The 18,374-nt window shown below is 59.5% G+C and carries 16 protein-coding genes; 9 read left to right on the plus strand and 7 right to left on the minus strand.

Annotated features, from left to right (window positions below; genetic code table 11):
• Positions 1–12 precede the first annotated feature (12 nt).
• Positions 13–2,643, plus strand: coding sequence for a hypothetical protein (locus ABJD00_RS20635; RefSeq protein WP_413830704.1), 2,631 nt, complete (start codon positions 13–15; stop codon positions 2,641–2,643).
• A 51-nt stretch (positions 2,644–2,694) separates the two neighbouring features.
• On the opposite strand, the gene hppD is transcribed toward ABJD00_RS20635, so the two are convergent.
• A complete protein-coding gene (gene hppD, locus ABJD00_RS20640; RefSeq protein ID WP_413830706.1) occupies positions 2,695–3,789 on the minus strand; it encodes a 4-hydroxyphenylpyruvate dioxygenase in 1,095 nt (364 codons plus the stop codon).
• Positions 3,790–3,928: 139 nt separating this feature from the next.
• On the opposite strand from hppD, the gene ABJD00_RS20645 reads away from it, so the two are divergent.
• Both ABJD00_RS20645 and ABJD00_RS20650 read left to right on the plus strand, forming a co-directional pair.
• Positions 3,929–4,384 carry an Lrp/AsnC family transcriptional regulator gene (locus tag ABJD00_RS20645; RefSeq protein WP_413830915.1) on the plus strand — a complete coding sequence of 152 codons (456 nt, stop codon included), beginning with the start codon at positions 3,929–3,931 and terminating at the stop codon, positions 4,382–4,384.
• A 149-nt stretch (positions 4,385–4,533) separates the two neighbouring features.
• Positions 4,534–6,423: a cation:proton antiporter gene (locus ABJD00_RS20650; RefSeq protein ID WP_413830708.1), complete on the plus strand. Its 1,890-nt coding sequence runs from the start codon at positions 4,534–4,536 to the stop codon at positions 6,421–6,423.
• Positions 6,424–6,492: 69 nt separating this feature from the next.
• Here ABJD00_RS20650 and cobT read toward each other — a convergent pair whose 3' ends face one another.
• Positions 6,493–7,500 carry a nicotinate-nucleotide--dimethylbenzimidazole phosphoribosyltransferase gene (cobT, locus tag ABJD00_RS20655; protein ID WP_413830710.1) on the minus strand — a complete coding sequence of 336 codons (1,008 nt, stop codon included), beginning with the start codon at positions 7,498–7,500 and terminating at the stop codon, positions 6,493–6,495.
• Between the two features lie 74 nt (positions 7,501–7,574).
• Here cobT and cobS point away from each other — a divergent pair, with 74 nt between their 5' ends.
• Positions 7,575–8,339: an adenosylcobinamide-GDP ribazoletransferase gene (gene cobS / locus ABJD00_RS20660; RefSeq protein ID WP_413830712.1), complete on the plus strand. Its 765-nt coding sequence runs from the start codon at positions 7,575–7,577 to the stop codon at positions 8,337–8,339.
• Between the two features lie 129 nt (positions 8,340–8,468).
• On the opposite strand, the gene ABJD00_RS20665 is transcribed toward cobS, so the two are convergent.
• The 5 genes from ABJD00_RS20665 to ABJD00_RS20685 all read right to left on the minus strand — a co-directional run bounded on the left by ABJD00_RS20665 (position 8,469) and on the right by ABJD00_RS20685 (position 13,551).
• Positions 8,469–8,981 (minus strand): CarD family transcriptional regulator, encoded by a 513-nt coding sequence (locus ABJD00_RS20665; RefSeq protein ID WP_413830714.1) that lies wholly within the window; start codon positions 8,979–8,981, stop codon positions 8,469–8,471.
• 304 nt (positions 8,982–9,285) lie between these two features.
• Complete coding sequence (gene fdxA, locus ABJD00_RS20670; RefSeq protein ID WP_413830716.1) at positions 9,286–9,621, minus strand: ferredoxin FdxA; 336 nt, start codon at positions 9,619–9,621, stop codon at positions 9,286–9,288.
• Between the two features lie 52 nt (positions 9,622–9,673).
• Positions 9,674–10,060, minus strand: coding sequence for an RNA-binding S4 domain-containing protein (locus tag ABJD00_RS20675; RefSeq protein ID WP_413830718.1), 387 nt, complete (start codon positions 10,058–10,060; stop codon positions 9,674–9,676).
• The gene (locus ABJD00_RS20680) at positions 10,061–12,874 is read right to left on the minus strand and encodes a helicase-related protein (protein ID WP_413830720.1); all 2,814 of its coding nucleotides are present in this window, start codon (positions 12,872–12,874) and stop codon (positions 10,061–10,063) included.
• A 32-nt stretch (positions 12,875–12,906) separates the two neighbouring features.
• Positions 12,907–13,551 carry a tetratricopeptide repeat protein gene (locus ABJD00_RS20685; RefSeq protein ID WP_413830722.1) on the minus strand — a complete coding sequence of 215 codons (645 nt, stop codon included), beginning with the start codon at positions 13,549–13,551 and terminating at the stop codon, positions 12,907–12,909.
• A gap of 14 nt (positions 13,552–13,565) precedes the next feature.
• Here ABJD00_RS20685 and ABJD00_RS20690 point away from each other — a divergent pair, with 14 nt between their 5' ends.
• From ABJD00_RS20690 to ABJD00_RS20710, 5 genes are read left to right on the plus strand one after another with little or no spacing between them, the layout of a single operon-like run.
• Entirely contained in the window at positions 13,566–13,856 is a 291-nt protein-coding gene (locus tag ABJD00_RS20690) for an SCP2 sterol-binding domain-containing protein (protein ID WP_413830724.1), read from the plus strand.
• Entirely contained in the window at positions 13,856–14,797 is a 942-nt protein-coding gene (locus ABJD00_RS20695; protein WP_413830726.1) for an alpha/beta fold hydrolase, read from the plus strand. The genes ABJD00_RS20690 and ABJD00_RS20695 overlap by 1 nt, the downstream gene beginning before the upstream one ends.
• A gap of 38 nt (positions 14,798–14,835) precedes the next feature.
• A complete protein-coding gene (locus ABJD00_RS20700) occupies positions 14,836–15,834 on the plus strand; it encodes a ligase-associated DNA damage response exonuclease (protein WP_413830728.1) in 999 nt (332 codons plus the stop codon).
• Complete coding sequence (locus ABJD00_RS20705; protein ID WP_413830730.1) at positions 15,831–17,423, plus strand: ATP-dependent DNA ligase; 1,593 nt, start codon at positions 15,831–15,833, stop codon at positions 17,421–17,423. Before ABJD00_RS20700 ends, ABJD00_RS20705 begins: the two co-directional genes overlap by 4 nt.
• Positions 17,416–18,273: an amidohydrolase family protein gene (locus ABJD00_RS20710; RefSeq protein ID WP_413830732.1), complete on the plus strand. Its 858-nt coding sequence runs from the start codon at positions 17,416–17,418 to the stop codon at positions 18,271–18,273. The genes ABJD00_RS20705 and ABJD00_RS20710 overlap by 8 nt, the downstream gene beginning before the upstream one ends.
• The last annotated feature ends 101 nt before the right edge of the window (positions 18,274–18,374 follow it).

An 18,374-nucleotide genomic window follows, 5' to 3' on the forward strand; every position in this document is an offset into this window, starting at 1 on the left:
TAAAGGCCTAGTATGAAGCCGAACTTTGCCCTGTCCTTGTCCTTTGACGGGATCCGCCTGCTGCAACGCGCTGCGGGCGGGTGGTACCTGTTGGGCGAGGTGTCGGTCTCGAATCCTGACCTTGCGGGGTCACTGGCAACACTGCGCATCGCAGGCGAGGCGACAGACAGCGGCCCGCTTTATACCAAGCTGATCATACCGGACGAACAAGTCCGCTATCTCAGCATCCAGACACCGGGACAGGATGATGCCGCGCGCAAAGACGCTTCGCACTCGGCTCTTGATGGCGCCACCCCCTATTTGGTCGATGCCCTCGCTTTCGACATTTCGCCGGATGGAGACACGACCCATATCGCCGCCGTGGCCCGCGAAACGCTGCAAGAGGCCGAAGACTTTGCCCGTCAACATGGCTTCGCCCCCGTTAGTTTCGCTGCTGCTGGGACGGGCGCAGATTTCCTTGGCGAGCCGTTCTTTGGACCGACTGCCCACGCCAAGACCGCACTCCCTCCCGGCACCGAAGTCGAACCCGATGGCGTCCGCGTTGTCATCGTGGAGAAACCGGCGGAACCAGATGAGCCTGTCACTGTCCCGGTCGTCGAGGAACCAGCCAATGAAACGGCGCAGCCTGACCAGATGGAGGAAGAGGCAGAAAGCCTCGAAGCCACGGCAGATGCACCGGAACTAGAAGCAGATGCAGAAGCACCCGAGCAAATCGAAGAGACGCCGACAAGCATCGCCGACGCGAAAATTCCAAAGGCTGAGCAAGGAGACGTCTTTGTCACCGGAACGCAAGTCATTGATGCAGACGCCATTGCCGAAGACATTGACATAACACAAGACGCGCCGCTCGAAACTGAACAGACCACTCCACCGCTGCTGGGTTTTGCCACGAGGCGCCGACAGGATCCGTCTTCTAATGCGCCTCCACTGCGTCTGGGTGGCGTGTCGCGCGCCACAGAAACGCCTTCCAAATCGACGCCATCCCCTTCGCTCAAGTCAGAAACACCTGATCCTGGCGAGGTGAACCTGACGGCGCCACCAAAATCTGCCGCAGACAGCCTGCGCCCAACTGAACCACCGCTTGTGGCAGCAATCGAAAAGAACCCTGCCCCTCTTGTCGCGCCGGTCAAGGAGCGACCCAACGGGTTCCTGTCGCGGCGCAAAGCGCCGGTTGCACTCGACGCAGACGCACACCGCGCCACGGCCCGTGTTCCGATTCCTGCCCAAAATTTGGAGCAAGACCCAGAAGCGATCGAAACAGAACGTATGACGGTGTTTGGCGCACGCAGTGACGGCACAGTGCGCGGCAAACCGCGGTTTCTGGGGCTTATCCTGACGGCCCTCCTGATTGTTTTTCTTGCAGGTGTTGCGGCATGGGCCTCAGTCTTTCTTGATGATGGACTGGCGCGCCTGTTTCCGCCGCGCGAACGTACGCTGGCGTCTACATTGCCCGATGACACCAGTGCCGCACTGGCAGAAGATGTCGGCGCCACCACTGATCTTGAACCCGATCCAGAGGCCGAAGCTGACGGCGTCGTCGTCGCAGCCCTCAATGACAGCCTTAGCGAAGATGGGTTGAGCTCCGAAGACGCCGCCGTTCTGGACGCCTTGCGCGACCCACTACCAGAACCGGTGGCACCAGAAGAACTTGACGCAGCCGCCCTTGAGGCACGCTATGCCGTGACCGGCATCTGGCCTAAGGCGCCGGATGTTCCGAGCCCCGTGGGTCTTGTGAACCTCGAAGACCTCTATGTCACCGGGATCGACCCGGTCAGCCCCGCACTTGACGCCGTGGCCCTACCGCGCTCGGCATCCTTTTATACCGACAGGCGACCCGCGCTGATCACTTCACCCGCTGCACCGGGCACGAACTTTGCCCGCGACGCCCAAGGACGCATTGTCCCAACAGTCGAGGGCGCGCTAAGCCCGGATGGGTTCACGGTGTTTCTGGGCCGACCACCCATCGTACCGCCCGTTACACGTGCCCGACTTGAGGTCGACGAAGAGGCGAACCCAAATACGACGACGACTGCGCAAATCCGCCCACGTGCAAGGCCCAACGATCTGATCGAACAGAACGAACGCGCAACTCTTGGAGGGCTTTCGCGGAGCGAACTTGCAGCTTTGCGCCCCCGCCTGCGCCCACAAGCACCCCAGGAAATCGAGCAACAGAACCAGGAAGAAACGGCAGAAGACGCGCCCATCTCCGAACTGGCTACAGCTACCTCACTGCGTCCCGCATCTCGTCCGCGTAATTTTGCGCGCACCGTGGCGCGAGCCACACCAGCGCCAGCACCAGCAACGACGACGACGACGACGACGGCGGCAACAGAATCTGCACCTAAGCCACAGCGTACGGCCTCTGTTGCACCGCGTACCGTTACCCCCAAGATTCCGTCCTCAGCATCCGTGACCCGTGAGGCCACAATGCGCAACGCGATCAACTTGCGCCGTGTAAACCTGATTGGAGTCTATGGTACGCCGTCCAATCGGCGCGCGCTGGTGCGTCTGGCCAACGGGCGCTACCAAAAGGTCGAAGTGGGCGACCGCTTTGACGGTGGGCGCGTATCGGCCATCGGGGATTCAGAACTGCGATACCAAAAAAGTGGTCGCAACGTCGTACTGAAGATGCCGAAAGGCTAACAGAAGACTATACGGTTTCCGTCCCGTTTGCTGATCTTGGAAATTGGCGTCTTACCCAGCCGCCAACTCTCCACTGTCGATTTGTTCTTGCTCGATACTTTCAAAGAGGGCTTTGAAGTTCCCTTCGCCAAATCCATCGTCGCCCTTGCGCTGAATGAACTCGAAAAAGATCGGCCCGATCACGGTTTTTGAGAAGATCTGCAACAGGATCTTGGTCTCACCTCCGTTTACCACGCCTTCGCCATCAATCAGGATGCCGTGTTTGCGCATCCGCTCCAGAGGTTCGTCATGGCCAACGACACGCTTCTTGCTCAAGTCATAGTATGTGTCAGGTGGTCCGGGCATGAACTTCAGCCCATTGTCTGCAATCGCATCCGTACTGTCATAGATGTCGTCCGACCCCACAGCGATGTGCTGAATGCCTTCGCCTTTGTACTTCTTAAGATAGGCAACGATCTGCCCGGTTTCGCCGCGGTCCTCATTGATCGGGATACGGATGCGTCCGCAAGGCGAGGTCAGCGCGCGGCTGAGCAGTCCGGTGAACTTGCCCTCAATGTCAAAGAAACGGATTTCCTTGAAATTGAACAAATCCCCATAAAACCGGAACCATGTGTCCATGTTCCCCTTGTGCACATTGTGCGTCAGGTGATCCAGGTAGAAGAAGCCAACACCGCGCGGTTTGGACTGCTCCAGCCAATCATACTCATCATTGTAAGGTGAGGTGTCATAGTACTGATCTACAAAGTAAATCAAGCTACCGCCGATACCGTAGATGGCAGGTACATCCAGAACCTTGTCCGTGCCTTCATACGGTTTGGCCCCCAGCGACAGCGCTCGTTCGAAAGCGGCCTGCGCATCGACAATCCGCCAGCCCATGGACGGCGCACAGGGCCCATGCTCTTCCACAAACCGCGCGCCAAAGCTGCCCGGTTCGGCGTTCAGGACGTAAGTGATGTCGCCTTGCTGCCACAACTCGATCTGTTTGGAGCGGTGCCGCGCCACCTTTTGGTAACCCATACGCGTGAACAGTGTGCGCAATTCTTCCGGGTCAGGATGGGCAAACTCGACAAATTCGAAGCCGTCTGTGCCCATCGGGTTGGCATCGGTGATTTCAGATTTCGGGGCGTCGTGGGGGAAAGGACCCATGCTGCAACTCCTAGCAAAATTGATTTACCTGCCAGATACAATGGAGCCGATGCGCTTGGCGCGTGATTTCCATGGCATTTACCCCCAATTTCGCGCAAAATGCGCGCCAGAACTATCCTCCATGCAGAAAATGACGCACATGCTTGATTCCATCGATATCCGCCTACTCGACGCCCTGCAGCAAGACGCGCACCTCTCTGCACAGCAGCTCAGTGAAAAACTGAACCTGTCAGCCAGCCAGATCGGACGGCGCCGCCAGCGGCTCGAAGCGGATGGCTACATCGAAGGCTATGTCGCGCGCCTTGATCCGGCGCGGCTTGGTCTCAGCGTTCAGGGCTTTGTTCAGGTGCACCTCAGCATCCACGGCCCTGAACATTCAGCCAGCTTTGCGCGCCTGCTGGACACATCGCCAGAGATTACAAGCGCATGGGCGATGACCGGAGATGCGGACTATCTTCTGCGCGTCTATTGTGCGGACCTGAGTGCGCTGAACGCGTTGATCCACGACGTCTTGCTGCCACATCCTTCTGTCGCACGCGTCCACAGCCAGATCGTCATGGACCAGCTCAAGCGTGACAGCCCCCTGCCGACCTGAGGCAAACTGCGAAGTGATCGCAGCGCTTCAGGACCGCTTATCCGGCATCTCTGCTGGGATTTTCGCTCTTTGTGCGGCTTTGGTGCTGTTGCCGGTTGTGCTTGCGGCCAAAGCCCCACATTCTTGCCTCACCCTCAAAAGGCATCGTCATGGAAAGCTTCCTTTACCAAGCCTCCATCTACCTCGCAGCAGCCGTACTCGCGGTGCCAATTGCTGCGCGCTTGGGTCTGGGGTCAGTGCTGGGATATCTTGCAGCGGGCATTCTGATCGGTCCGGTTCTGGGTCTCGTCGGTGCAGAAACTGAAGACCTTCAGCATTTCGCTGAATTCGGCGTAGTCATGATGCTGTTTATCATCGGGCTGGAACTTGAGCCGCGCACTCTGTGGGACATGAGACACAAACTGCTCGGGCTTGGCGGGGCGCAGGTCGCGCTGTCCACCCTTGCGATGATGGGTGTGGCCATGGCGTACAACCAATCCTGGAGTGTCGCGCTGGCGATCGGGTTGACGCTGGCTCTGTCCTCGACAGCCATCGTACTGCAAACGCTGACTGAAAAAGGGCTGATGAAGACAGGCGGTGGGCGCTCGGTCTTTTCCGTGCTGCTGACACAAGACATCGCGGTGATCCCGATCCTAGCCTTCCTGCCCCTGCTGGCTGTTTCAGTCCCGGTCCAAATCAGTGCCGACGGTTCCATTGACAGGTCGCATGGCGATCACGCCGACGAGCACGGCGGCGGGCATGCTGAGTTTTCTCTCAGCCTTGTGGACGGGCTGCCGGGATGGGGCGTGACACTCGTGACCATTGGCGCCATTGTAGCTGTCGTTCTCGCAGGTGTTTTCCTGACCCGGCCCGTCTTCCGCTTTATCCACGCTGCGCGCCTGCGCGAGATGTACACCGCACTTGCACTGCTGATCGTGGTCTCAATCTCATTCCTTATGATGCTGGTGGGGCTGTCACCTGCGCTAGGGGCTTTCCTCGCCGGAGTGGTGTTGGCGAGTTCCGAATTCCGTCACGAGCTGGAAACCGACCTCGAGCCATTCAAAGGTCTTCTGCTGGGGCTGTTCTTCATCACGGTCGGCGCTGGTATCAATTTCATCTTGCTGTTTGATCGCTGGCCAGCACTGCTTTCGATGGCCATCCTTGTGATTCTGCTCAAGGGACTTGTGCTTTATTGCCTTGCCGTGGCGTTCAGGATCAAAGGCCGGGATCGCTGGCTGTTCACGCTGGGCCTGGCACAAGCGGGCGAATTTGGCTTCGTGCTGGCCGCGTTTTCGGTCGGTCAGGGCGTCATCCCGCGATATGTCGGGGAAACCCTGCTGCTTGTGATCGCTCTGACAATGCTGATCAGCCCGCTCTTGTTTATCCTTTACGAGGTAATCTCGCGGCGTATGGCAGAATCTAAAGGCGACGTCGAAGCCGATGAAATTGATGACGAAGGGCCCGTGATCATCGCAGGAATTGGGCGCTTCGGGCAAATCGTGAACCGCTTACTGCAAGGCACAGGGTTCAAAACGGTCGTGCTGGATCACGACATGGAAACGATTGCGCTGATGCGCCGGTTCGGTTTCAAAGGCTTTCTGGGTGATCCCAGCCGCCCTGACATCCTGCACGCCGCAGGGATCGACACGGCACGTATTCTTGTCGTGGCGCTGGATGATCCAAAGGCGGCGATCAGCCTAGTGACCTATGCGCGTAAAATCCGCCCGGATATCCACATCATTGCCCGCGCCTATGACCGAGTGCATGTCTACAATCTCTATCAGGCCGGCGCAGACGACATCGTCCGCGAGATGTTTGACGCATCTCTGCGGGCCGGACGCTATGCACTCGAAAATCTGGGGCTCAGCGAATACGAAGCCGCCGAGGCAGAAAACCTGTTCTACGCGCATGACCGCGTGGCCGTGCGTCGTTTGGCCGAACTTTACGACCCGAATGTTCCGACCTCAAAAAACGATGAATACGTGGCTCTGGCCCGCGAGCTTGAAAAAGACCTCGAAGTGTCACTTTCAGCACGAGGTGAAGAACCCCGAAGGGCGTGATAAGCGCAATGTCGAGGGTCGGCAGGCGGGCGCCTTTCGGCAAAGCCGAAACAGAACTGCCCGATGACCTCACCCGTCTGCGACACCCGCCTCAGAAAATGTCGCCATGCCCGAATGACACGCCATAGCGCCTTTCAGAATACCGATCGCCAGCGCCGCACCTGACCCTTCGCCAAGGCGCAGGCCAAATGACAAAAGCGGCTCCTTGCCCAAAGCCTCGAGCATGCGCGCATGCGCCCCTTCCGCGCTCTGGTGCCCAGCGACAACGTGATCGAGTGCGCCCGCTACAGTATGCTCCAGACATGCCGCCGCAGCCGTACAGATAAAGCCATCCATAATCACCGGAATAGACAGGGACCGCGCCCGCGCCATCGCCCCAGCCATACCCGCCAGTTCGCGCCCACCAAGACGCATCAGCACGTCCAGACCATCGCCCGCTTCAGCGTGTGTCGCGAGTCCATCAGCCACCACTTGGGTTTTCAAAGTGAGAGCATCGCCTTCAACACCTGTGCCGCGACCGGTCCACATCACCGCGTCACCGCCAAACAGGTGCGCCGCAATCGCAGCCGCTGATGTGGTGTTGCCGATCCCCATCTCGCCGACCACCAATAGGTCCGCCGCAGGATCAACGCCGTCCCAGCCAGCACGCAACGCAGCAACCACTTCAGCCTCGCTCATAGCAGGCCCTGCAGTAAAATCAGCCGTCGGGACCTCAAGGTCCAACGGCACAACGTCCATGCGCGCGCCAAAGGCCTTCGCAAGCTGGTTGATCGCAGCACCACCATGCTCAAAATTGGCAACCATCTGCACAGTCACTTCAGGCGGGAACGCCGATACGCCGCGCGCTGCGACCCCATGATTGCCCGCAAACACAATCACTTGCGGTGCATCGATGGCCGGGCGCGCATCGCCACGCCAGCCGGCATACCAGATCGCAAGATCTTCTAACCGCCCCAGCGCACCGGGTGGTTTGGTCAGTTGCACGTTACGCGCGGCGGCGCCTTCCAAAGCGGCCGCGTTCGGGCCTGGCATCTGTGTCAAAATCGCGCGCAATGCGTCCAGTGTCTCAAAGCTCATATCGCATCTTGTCCTTGCCTGTTTCTCCCATGCTCTTTACCCAATGCGACACGCGCCGCAAGTCAGGACCGGACATGGCAACCGATGAAACCGACACCTCACTGAAACAGCGCCTGTGGGACGTGCCCGCAGCGCTGGTTTTGTTGACGCGTCTGCCCGTGCCACGCCTGCCAGACCACGCCTTTGCAAATGGAGCACAGGCAGTCTGGGCCTACCCCGTGGTCGGCCTCGTACTAGGCCTTGTAGTTGGCACTGTGGCGTGGCTGGCCAGCCTTGTGTCGCTGCCCGCCCTGTTCGGTGCCGGGCTGGCTCTCGCCGCCTTAGTCATGCTGACAGGCGCGATGCACGAAGATGGGCTTGCTGACACTGCAGATGGGCTCTGGGGCGGGCATGAACCGACACGTCGACTCGAGATCATGAAAGACAGCCGGATCGGTGCTTATGGCGTCCTTGCGCTTACCCTTGCAATGGGTCTGCGCTGGTTGGGTTTCGCAGAGGTGACTATGGCCGGATTGATCGCCGCTCTCGTGATCTCGCGCGCAATGATGGCACCGCTCATGTGCGCCCTGCCCCATGCACGGGATAGCGGGCTTTCTCATAGCGTCGGGCGGCCCGGGATGCCGGACGCGCTCGCCGGACTTTTCATCGCCGCCGTTTGCGCAGTTCTGTTATGTGGCGCGCCCGGCCTTCTTGCGCTGATTGTAGCGGGAGGCGTCGCGGCAGGCATCGGCGCAACAGCAAAGGCCAAAATAGGTGGGCAAACAGGCGACATTCTGGGGACGACACAAATCTGCACCGAAATCACTGTCCTGATTTCACTCAGCGCTACGCTTACCTGACACGCCTTAATCTTCCTGCTGATCCTTGGCGCGCATTTCAGAAGCAGGGGCCAAGACCCTCCTGACTACACAACAAAAAACCGCGTCCCCTAAACAGGAACGCGGTTCAAAAGCTCAGATGCTCTTAAATCAGGCGGCAATCCGGCTGGTCAACACGTCGCCCACTTCCTTGGCAGCAGCCAACTCATCGCCACCGGACACAGCCGCCACTTCGCGGGTCAACCGCTCAAGGGCCGCTTCATAAAGCTGGCGTTCAGAATAGCTTTGCTCGCGCTGATCGTCTGTGCGGTGCAGGTCGCGCACCACTTCAGCGATGGCGATGAGATCGCCGGAGTTGATCTTTTGCTCATATTCCTGTGCACGGCGCGACCACATAGCACGTTTGACCTTGGCTTTGCCCTTCAGCGTCTTCATCGCATGAGCGATGACGTCTGGGCTGCTGAGCGCCCGCATCCCGATGTCGGTCGCCTTGTTGGTAGGCACGCGGAGCGTCATCTTGTCCTTCTCGAACGAGATCACAAACAGCTCAAGCGTCAGCCCTGCCACTTCCTGACTTTCGACCGAAATGATCTGGCCCACACCATGTGCTGGGTAAACCACAAATTCATTGGGGCGAAAGTCGAGTTTCTTAGATTTTGTCATTCGGTATCCTCATAAGACGTGCCGGACATGGCCCATTTTCGACAGTCAAATCCGCATCAGCCGGGGCAATCATGCCACGCCTAAGGTGCGGTTCAGGTCGAGATTTCAGGTGAGCCAGCGTCGTTATCGACCGGCCCCTTTGGGTGTCCGTCTGTCAGTTGTAACGAAATCATAACACAAAAAGCGCGGATTCGAAAGCTACCCTTAGGACAAGCGCAACAAGGGTGCGTTTTTTCAGTCTCTTAGACGGTGCAGTTCATGCCGCAGATGCGAAAAGTCGACAGGCCAGGTGATTCGTAAACCCTCAGCCGCCTTCGCCCGGAGCCTCGGAGAACAGCTCCATCTTGCCGGGCTTGCCATCCATATCATCAGCCGTGGGCAGCGGATCTTTCTTGGTGATGATGACCGGCCACATCTCCGAATACTTGCGATTGAACTCCACCCACTTTTCCATGTCCGGTTCTGTGTCCGGGCGGATCGCGTCGGCCGGGCATTCAGGTTCGCACACGCCGCAATCGATGCACTCATCCGGATGGATAACCAGCATGTTCTCGCCTTCGTAAAAGCAATCCACCGGACATACTTCGACGCAGTCGGTGTATTTGCAGGCAATGCAGGAATCGTTGACGATATAGGTCATACAGGGGCTCGTGTGATGCGGTTCAGCGGCTTAGGTAAATGAGCATGACGTATCATTCAAGGTGGCGGGCGCGGGAAAGATCACCCTGTCGCCGCTCGCGCTTGGTCGGACGTCCTTTTCCCTCAAATTTCGGGTTCTCGGGAACAGGTGTTTCGCGAGGGGTAGGTTCTGGGGACATGTCGTTGTACAGCGTTTGGGCCTCGGGCGCCGGACCACGTCGTGTACCGATGGCCAACACCTCGATAATGCGCACATCGCGACCAATGGCGAAAGTCAGAACATCACCTGCCTGAATGGTGGTTGCGCGCTTGGTAACCCGCTCCCCGTTCACGCGCACGTCGCCAGCAGCCACCCGCGCCGCTGACAGCGATCGCGTCTTGAAAAAGCGGGCAAACCACAGCCATTTGTCCAGCCGCAGCTTGTCGCCCGCCGCGTTCAATTACTTGTTGTCCTTCAGACCCATCAGTGCAGCGGCGAAAGGGTTATCCGGATCAATGGCTTTTTCTTTGCGCGGTGGACGCGCGGAAAAGTTCTGACCCTTGTCGCCATCCTTACGCTGGCCTTTGCCTTTGCCCTTTGGCTTGCCGCCCTGCCCGCCCTTGCCCCGCGGCTTACCGCCTTGAGCAGGTCGACCGCGGTTTACCGCAGGCACGCGGCCCCACGTAAACGTGTAAAATACCTCGACCTCTGGCGCATCTTCGGCAGAGGTATCCGCGTTCTGTTCCCCCTCGGGCGCGTCTGAGGCGTCGGGTGCAGGTTCGGACGCTTCCGGTTTTTCTGTGGCTGGCGCCTCCGGCGCGGCCTCAGTCTCGGCACTGGCCGCGTCCTCCTTGACCTCGGCCTCTGCGGTGTCGCCTGTCTCAGCGGCGAGAGGCTTGACCTTCGCCCGCTCACCCTTCTCGGCCTTGTATCCAAGGCCCGTCATCAGGGCTGCAAACTGTTCAAGTGTCATGCCCGTGATCGACAGCATATCAGCCTTGGCCTCAAAACCACCGCGCGAATCCTCAGCGCGCAGCATGTCAGCAAGACGCTCCAGCATATCGATACGGATGGCGCGCTCGCCCGCGTTGCGATAGCCCGCCATCGTGTCCACACCGTCGGCGGCGCCCGTCATGGCTGGTATCGTGACCAGACCGGGGGGCGGAGATTCGGGGAACTCGCCTAATCCCTTGGACAGCGACCACAGCACCAGACGCAACCGCGTCGGCGCAGGTTTCAGCAACAATGGCATAAAGATTGTGAACTGCCCAAAGCGGATGCCATGCTTGCGCAGCGCGCCGCGCGCATCCTGATCCAGCGCCTTGACCTCATCGGCCACAGCGGCACGCGGCAACACGCCCAGCGCTTCAATCAAACGAAAGGCAAAGCCTTTTGCCAAACCGGTCAAAGCCTCGTCGCGCTCCATGTTCAGCAGAGGCTCAAACAGGGCGGCCACCTTGCGGTCGATGAAATGCTGCGCGCGGCGCTGCACCTTCTGGGCAACCTCCGGACCGGCAACATCGTCCACAAACACTTCAACCTGTGGCTTCAAGGCTTCAGACCCCGCGACCAGCTTGCCCACGGCAGAGGAGCCCCACATCAGGCCACCCTGCTCGGTGAAATCAATCTCTGTGTCGGGGGCGTTGTAAAAACGATCCGCGCGCAGATGGAAATGCGGGGCAAGCGCCTGCAAAGCCGCTGACTTGATTGTCTTGGCCTCCGCCGCGCCTGTCCCTTTGTCCTGAGAGAACCGGAACCCGTCCAACTTGCCGACGAACTCGCCTTCGACAGTCACTTCACCATTGTCATTTACTTCGGCCACCATGGCCTCCTTCTGGCCTAGCCGGCGCAACAATACACTGGTGCGCCGGTCTACAAATCTTTGTGTCAGCTTTTCATGAAGAGCATCTGACAAGCGGTCTTCTACATGGCGCGTCTCGCTGCGCCAATGGTCTATATCGTCCACCCACCCTTTGCGCTGCGCCACATAGGTCCATGTGCGGATAAATGCCAACCGTTTGCTGATGGCATCGATATCGCCATCCGTGCGGTCAATGCGTTTGATCTGGCGCGCCATCCAATCGTTGGGGATGGACCCGCGTTCATGCAGATACCGAAAGATAACATCGAGAAGGCTGGAGTGTTCCTGATGGCTGATGCCGCGGAAATCCGGCACCCGGCACACATCCCACAGCAACTTGACTGACGGCCCGTTGGTGCAGCGCGCCACCACCTCGGCGCTTTCGCCCAGCGATTTCAGCGCCATGACATCATCAGCTTCGCGCGCCCGCACGAGAACCTCGTGATCAGGCGGGGCCTCCAATGACCGGACAAGCGCGTCAATCGTGCCAAATTGTAGCGCATGATTGCGCCATTGTAGCTTGGACACAGGAACAAAGCGGTGGTCCATGATCGCCTGTGCCGTTCCCTCATCCAAGGGGCGCACGTCTCCGGTAACCCCGAAGGTCCCGTCCTTCTGGCCGCGTCCAGCGCGCCCCGCAATCTGGGCCAACTCATTGGGCGCAAGGGGGCGCATGCGCCGCCCGTCGAACTTGGTCAGCGATGAAAACGCCACATGGTCGATGTCGAGGTTAAGGCCCATCCCGATCGCGTCCGTCGCGACCAGAAAGTCAACTTCACCGTTCTGATACATATCCACTTGGGCATTGCGGGTGCGCGGGCTTAGTGCGCCCATGACGACGGCCGCCCCGCCCCGCTGGCGCTTGATCAGCTCGGCAATGGCATAGACGTTATCAACCGAAAACCCGACGATGGCCGAGCGGGGGCGCATCCGCGACACCTTTTTCTGCCCCGAATAAACCAGTTGGGACATCCGCTCGCGGCGTATGTATTGCACGCCCGGCACCAAGGCCCCGATCGGACCACGCATGGTATCAGCCCCAAGAAACAGTGTTTCATGCAGACCACGTGCGCGCAGCAAGCGGTCAGTAAACACGTGGCCGCGTTCAGGGTCGGAGCACAGCTGGATCTCGTCAATCGCAAGGAAATCAACCCCCATGCCCTCGGGCATCGCCTCGACGGTACAGACCCAGTACTGGGTGCGGGGGGGCACAATGCGCTCTTCACCGGTGACAAGAGCGACGACCGACGGGCCGCGCAACGCAACAATTCGGTCATACACCTCGCGCGCGAGCAGACGCAAAGGCAGGCCAATCACCCCTGTGCGGTGGCCCAGCATCCTTTCGATGGCGTAAGTGGTTTTACCTGTATTGGTGGGGCCTAAAACGGCCACCACCCGCGCGTCGCCCGACATGGGCCGTCCCCCGTTTCACCCGGTGCTTTGAATCAAAGCTCGCGGCCTATGCCTCTGGATTTAAGCTGCTCACGCGCCGTGTTGGCGTTTTCGTGGTTCGGATGCAAGTCGAGAACCTGATCAAAGGCGTCCCGCGCGCGTTCATAGTCGCCAAACTCTTGCAACATAACTCCAAGACCAAAAATGGCGTTGTAGTTGTCGGGGTTCAGGATCAATGCGCGCTGCAAATCATCAAGTGCAGGGCCATAAAGATCCTTCATGTAAAATGCGGTCGCGCGGGCGTGCCAGCCTTCAGCAAACTCGGGGGCATGATCAGTCACGGCGGTAAAGTGTTCGATCGCGGTATCGATCTGCTCTTCCTCCAGCGCTTCACGACCCCGGCGCAGCAGCATATCCAGCGACGTTGAGCCTGACCTGGCCCACTCCCGCTCGATCTCACGGCTCAGGCGCGTGGCCTCTGCCGGTTCGGCCTCACGCAGCGCGCCCATCATCTCGGCCAATTTAGGCTGCGATCCGGTTGGATCGACGGATGATTGTGCATGCCCAGGTAAGGAATTCCCCACTGTCAGTAAAAGTGCCGTGACGACAGGGTAGAGTTTACTCAGATGTGTGCCCATAACAGTGAATGTAACAGGCCGCTCAGCAAATTCCAGAGACGTATCCGCGGCCCAAGCCAAAAAGGGCATCAAAGATGAGTGAAACCGTGAACGAAGCCGTTGCCGTGCTGAATGAAAAACTCAGCGGCGCCGATTTTTCAGGCACTGCCAAATTTGACATCGAAGGCGAAGGCGCTGTGATGATGGACAGTTCGGGCGCGCGCGCCGCAGACGAGGCCGCGGACGTGACCCTTTCGGCCGATGCCGAGACCTTCAAAGCCATCTTGTCGGGTGAGACCAACCCGACATCCGCCTTCATGACCGGCAAGCTCAAGGTTGACGGCGACATGGGTATGGCAATGTCACTGGCCTCCGTTCTGGCCTGATGACCCTCGACGCGGCCCCTCTCTTTACAGATGTGTGCCCCGCACCACTGGACGGGGCCGCATATTGGGCACATGCCAGTGATGGCGTGCGTATCCGGCTGGGCGTCTATCGCCCGGACGACGCAAAGGGGACAGTTCTGCTGTTTCCCGGGCGCACGGAATACGTCGAAAAATATGCGCCTGCAGCCGGAGATCTAGCCAAGCGCGGATTTGCCTCCATCATTGTCGACTGGCGCGGTCAAGGCCTCGCGGACCGGCTGCTTGATGATAACCGCATCGGTCACGTTGGCCTCTTTGCTGACTATCAGCTGGACGTGCAGGCGATGGTCAAAGCGGCCGAGACACTTGGTTTGCCGAAACCCTTCTACCTGCTTGGGCACTCCATGGGTGCCTGCATCGGACTGCGCTCACTCTACGAAGGGGTCGACGTGGCAGCCGCCGCCTTTACAGGCCCCATGTGGGGCATCCGGATTGCCGCTGCCCTGCGCCCTGTGGCATGGGCTCTGGGCACAGTCATGCCAGTGATCGGCCATGGGCACCGCCTGCCCCCAGGACGCGTGTTGGAATCTTACGTTCTGACAGCCCCTCACGAAGACAACCTGCTGACGAGCAACCTCGAAATGTACGACATGATGCGCAAGCAACTGCTGGCACATCCCGAACTTGAACTGGGTGGTCCGAGTTTCCTGTGGCTGCGCGAGGCATTAGCCGAAACACTGGCTTTGTCACGTATGCCTCCACCCAATGTGCCCGCGGACGCGTTTGTTGGAACAAACGAGCGGATCGTGCATGTCGGACGGATAGAGGCCCGCATGCGAGACTGGCCCAACAGCGGCCTGCACGTGATTGAAAATGGTGAACACGAGGTACTGATGGAGGGTCCAGCCGAACGCCAAACCATCTTTGACACCATCGCAGACCGCTTCTACACCGCAGCCTGAGGCTGGCGCGAAGACATTTCCCTGCTACGTTCGCCTTCATGGCGACGCTCACCTTTACCCCTTCGGGCATCTACTGCCCGGCTGGCGATTTTTACATCGACCCATGGCGGCCCGTGGCCCGCGCGCTGATCACGCACGGGCACGCGGATCATGCGCGCTCTGGGATGGGGGCATACCTTGCCACAGACATCGCCGCGCCTGTCATGCGGCACCGGCTCGGCGAAATTCCCCTCGAAACCATCTCTTATGGGGAAACACGGCAAATTGGCGGCGCAACGGTCTCGTTTCACCCGGCAGGGCACGTGCCCGGCTCTGCCCAAATCAGGGTCGAAGTTGGAGGCGAGGTCTGGGTGGCCTCGGGCGACTACAAAGTGGTCGACGATGGCCTCTCTACCCCGTTCGAGCCAAAGCAATGCCACCACTTCATCACCGAAAGCACATTCGGCTTGCCCGTCTTCCGCTGGCAGGATCAGCGCAACATCGCGGCAGACATAAACGACTGGTGGTCCTCTTGCGCAACAGCGGGCAAAACCGCCTTCTTAGGCTGTTACGCACTGGGCAAGGCCCAGCGGTTGATGACGCTGCTGAATCCGGACATTGGGCCGATCCTGACCCATACGGCCATTGAAAACACCAATGCCGTGATGCGCGCGCAAGGGATCACCCTGCCCCACACGACCCAAGCCGGACCTGACATTGTGCCCAAAGATCACCCTGGCGCGATCGTTCTTGCACCGCCCTCCGCGCTCGATTCCGCATGGGCGCGCAAGTTTGGCCAGCGCGAAACCGGATTAGCCAGCGGCTGGATGGCCCTGCGCGGGATACGGCGCAGACGGTCTGGCGATCGGGGTTTTGTAATCTCAGATCATGCCGACTGGACCGGACTGCTTGACGCCATCAAACAAACCGGCGCCGAAAACATCTATGTCACGCACGGCTACACAGACATCTTCGCACGCTACCTCACCGAGGTCGGCTTCAACGCCCAGGTCGTCCCAACCGAGTTCGGCGGCGACGAAGCCGAAGACGCCGCATGAAGTCCTTCGCCGCCCTGTTCAACGCCATCGACCAATCGACCAAGACGACGGTCAAGGTCGCCGCTCTTGCGGACTATTTCGCAACCGCCCCCGAAAGCGACCGGATCTGGACCATCGCCATCTTTTCAGGACGTCGCCCAAAGCGCGCGGTGACCACAACAAAACTGCGCGAATGGGCGGCTGAATTCGCCAGTATCCCGCTTTGGCTGTTCGAAGAATCCTATCCCATCGTAGGCGATCTGGCAGAAACCATCGCACTGGTTCTGCCGCAACCCAACTCAGATTCTGATCATGGGTTATCACACTGGATCAAAAAGTTACGCGACCTTTCAAAAGTAGAAGAGGACGCACGCAAGGTGCAAGTCCTCGCCGCATGGGATAGCCTCGACACCACCCAACGTTTCCTCTTCAACAAATTGCTGACAGGAGGCTTTCGCATTGGGATCAGCCAAAAACTGATGACCCGAGCACTGGCCCGCGCGACGGGGCGGGACGAGGCGGAAATGGCCCACCGCCTGATGGGCGATTGGGACCCGGCCACAACCACATGGGACACCCTGATCGCAAGCGATGACCCAACGGCCAATGCCTCGCGCCCTTATCCGTTTTACCTGGCCTATGGCCTTGATGATGAGGTCGAAAATATAGGTAATCCAACGGATTGGCAGGCAGAGTGGAAGTGGGACGGCATCCGCGGCCAACTGATCATTCGCGACAAGTCACACTTTGTCTGGTCCCGCGGTGAAGAGTTGATGACCGACCGCTTCCCAGAATTTGCCCGCACTCCAGATTTTGTCCCCGACGGCACGGTGCTGGACGGCGAGGTGTTGGTCTGGGGCGACGAAGGCCCGCAATCCTTTAACGTTTTGCAAAAGCGGATCGGGCGCAAGACGGTGCCGAAAAAGCTTTTGGCCGAGACACCCGTCATTCTTTACGCCTATGATCTGCTGGAATGGAACGGCATCGACATCCGCCACCTGCCACTTTCAGAACGGCGCACAACCCTCAGAAATTTGTGCAAAACCCTCCCCAGTGAGGCCCCAATCAAACTCTCCCCGGACGTCGATTTCAAGACATGGGATGCGCTTGCGGACATCCGCAGCACAGCGCGCACAGCCAGCGCCGAAGGGCTCATGCTCAAACGCCTCGACAGCCCCTATTTGACAGGGCGCAAGAAGGGAGACTGGTGGAAATGGAAACTCGATCCGCTGACCATCGACGCCGTCATGATCTACGCCCAGTCCGGGCATGGACGGCGCGCCAACCTCTTCACTGATTTTACCTTCGCAGTCTGGAACGGCAACGAACTGGTCCCCTTCACCAAAGCCTATTCCGGCCTGACAGACGAAGAATTTCGCAAGATCACCGCTTGGGTCAAAAAGAACACGCGGGAACGGTTTGGGCCGGTACGCAGTGTCACGCCCGAACACGTGTTCGAGATCGCGTTCGAGGGCATTCAAGCCTCGCCCCGCCACAAATCCGGCGTCGCACTGCGCTTTCCGCGCATGTTGCGCTGGCGTCATGATAAACCAATCAACGAGGCCAACAGCCTCGAGGACCTGAACGAGATGCTTGCGATCTATGGATAACTCAAACCCGCCTTTCCCGCCGACCCCGCCCACGACACAGTTTCCCAACGGAGCGTGGGACGCCCACGTCCACCTGCTCGGCGGCCCCGAACACCCCCTGTCTCCCACCCGCATCCAGAATCCAGCACCGGGGCTCGATTTCGACGATTGGGTGGCAATGTACCGCGCGCACCTGTCCGCCTTGGGATGCAGCAAGGGGTTGATCGTACACACGATCCTCTATGGCGCCGACAACACTGTAACCCGGGCCGCGATCAAGGCAATGGGGGACGGGTTCAAAGGCGTGGGCCTGCTGCCCGACGGGGCAAGCGCTCAGGACATCCAAGACTTCGCGCGGGCAAATATTGTCGCTGTGCGCCTGAACTACGTCCACGGCGGCGTGCTGACATGGGACGGGGCACTGGCCATGGCCCCTGCGCTGGCGGATCAGGGGATGCACATCCAGATGTTGCTGCACGCCGACAAACACATCGAACAGATCGCCGCCGATGTCCGCGCCCTGCCCGTGCCACTGGTGATCGACCACTGCGGCTGGCCCACAGACCTCAACCCCAACACCCCGGCCATCGACACCCTGTGCGCCCTGCTGGCCGAGGGACAGATCTACGTCAAACTCTCCGCCCCCTACCGGCTCACCAACGACTGGGAGGCCGCCACCCCCCTCATCCGGCGCCTGATCGACACAAACCCCGATCACTGCCTCTGGGGTTCGGACTGGCCCTATCTGATGCTCGCCGAAGCGCCCATGCCCCATGCAAGCGCGCTGGCCAACAGTTTTAGTGCGATCACAAGCGCCCAAGAACGGCAAAAAATCCTGTGCACAAATCCTGACCGGCTCTTCCTTCCTTAACCTTCTTCTGCTGAAAAACACGGGCCGACGGCCACCATCGACCGTCTTGGGTCCGCGTGACATTGGCGACCGGGCTGGCCTTCCAGTCAGTTGCCACAAAC

The organism is Tateyamaria sp. (genome assembly GCF_039945315.1).
Taxonomy (GTDB): domain Bacteria; phylum Pseudomonadota; class Alphaproteobacteria; order Rhodobacterales; family Rhodobacteraceae; genus Tateyamaria.

Excerpts from the sequence above, each read along its gene's own strand:
- ABJD00_RS20635 (WP_413830704.1), top strand. The coding sequence starts at position 13 with ATGAAGCCGAACTTTGCCCTGTCCTTGTCCTTTGACGGGATCCGCCTG.
- hppD (WP_413830706.1), bottom strand. The coding sequence starts at position 3,789 with ATGGGTCCTTTCCCCCACGACGCCCCGAAATCTGAAATCACCGATGCC.
- ABJD00_RS20645 (WP_413830915.1), top strand. The coding sequence starts at position 3,929 with ATGCTTGATTCCATCGATATCCGCCTACTCGACGCCCTGCAGCAAGAC.
- ABJD00_RS20650 (WP_413830708.1), top strand. The coding sequence starts at position 4,534 with ATGGAAAGCTTCCTTTACCAAGCCTCCATCTACCTCGCAGCAGCCGTA.
- cobT (WP_413830710.1), bottom strand. The coding sequence starts at position 7,500 with ATGAGCTTTGAGACACTGGACGCATTGCGCGCGATTTTGACACAGATG.
- cobS (WP_413830712.1), top strand. The coding sequence starts at position 7,575 with ATGGCAACCGATGAAACCGACACCTCACTGAAACAGCGCCTGTGGGAC.
- ABJD00_RS20665 (WP_413830714.1), bottom strand. The coding sequence starts at position 8,981 with ATGACAAAATCTAAGAAACTCGACTTTCGCCCCAATGAATTTGTGGTT.
- fdxA (WP_413830716.1), bottom strand. The coding sequence starts at position 9,621 with ATGACCTATATCGTCAACGATTCCTGCATTGCCTGCAAATACACCGAC.
- ABJD00_RS20680 (WP_413830720.1), bottom strand. The coding sequence starts at position 12,874 with ATGTCGGGCGACGCGCGGGTGGTGGCCGTTTTAGGCCCCACCAATACA.
- ABJD00_RS20690 (WP_413830724.1), top strand. The coding sequence starts at position 13,566 with ATGAGTGAAACCGTGAACGAAGCCGTTGCCGTGCTGAATGAAAAACTC.
- ABJD00_RS20695 (WP_413830726.1), top strand. The coding sequence starts at position 13,856 with ATGACCCTCGACGCGGCCCCTCTCTTTACAGATGTGTGCCCCGCACCA.
- ABJD00_RS20700 (WP_413830728.1), top strand. The coding sequence starts at position 14,836 with ATGGCGACGCTCACCTTTACCCCTTCGGGCATCTACTGCCCGGCTGGC.
- ABJD00_RS20705 (WP_413830730.1), top strand. The coding sequence starts at position 15,831 with ATGAAGTCCTTCGCCGCCCTGTTCAACGCCATCGACCAATCGACCAAG.
- ABJD00_RS20710 (WP_413830732.1), top strand. The coding sequence starts at position 17,416 with ATGGATAACTCAAACCCGCCTTTCCCGCCGACCCCGCCCACGACACAG.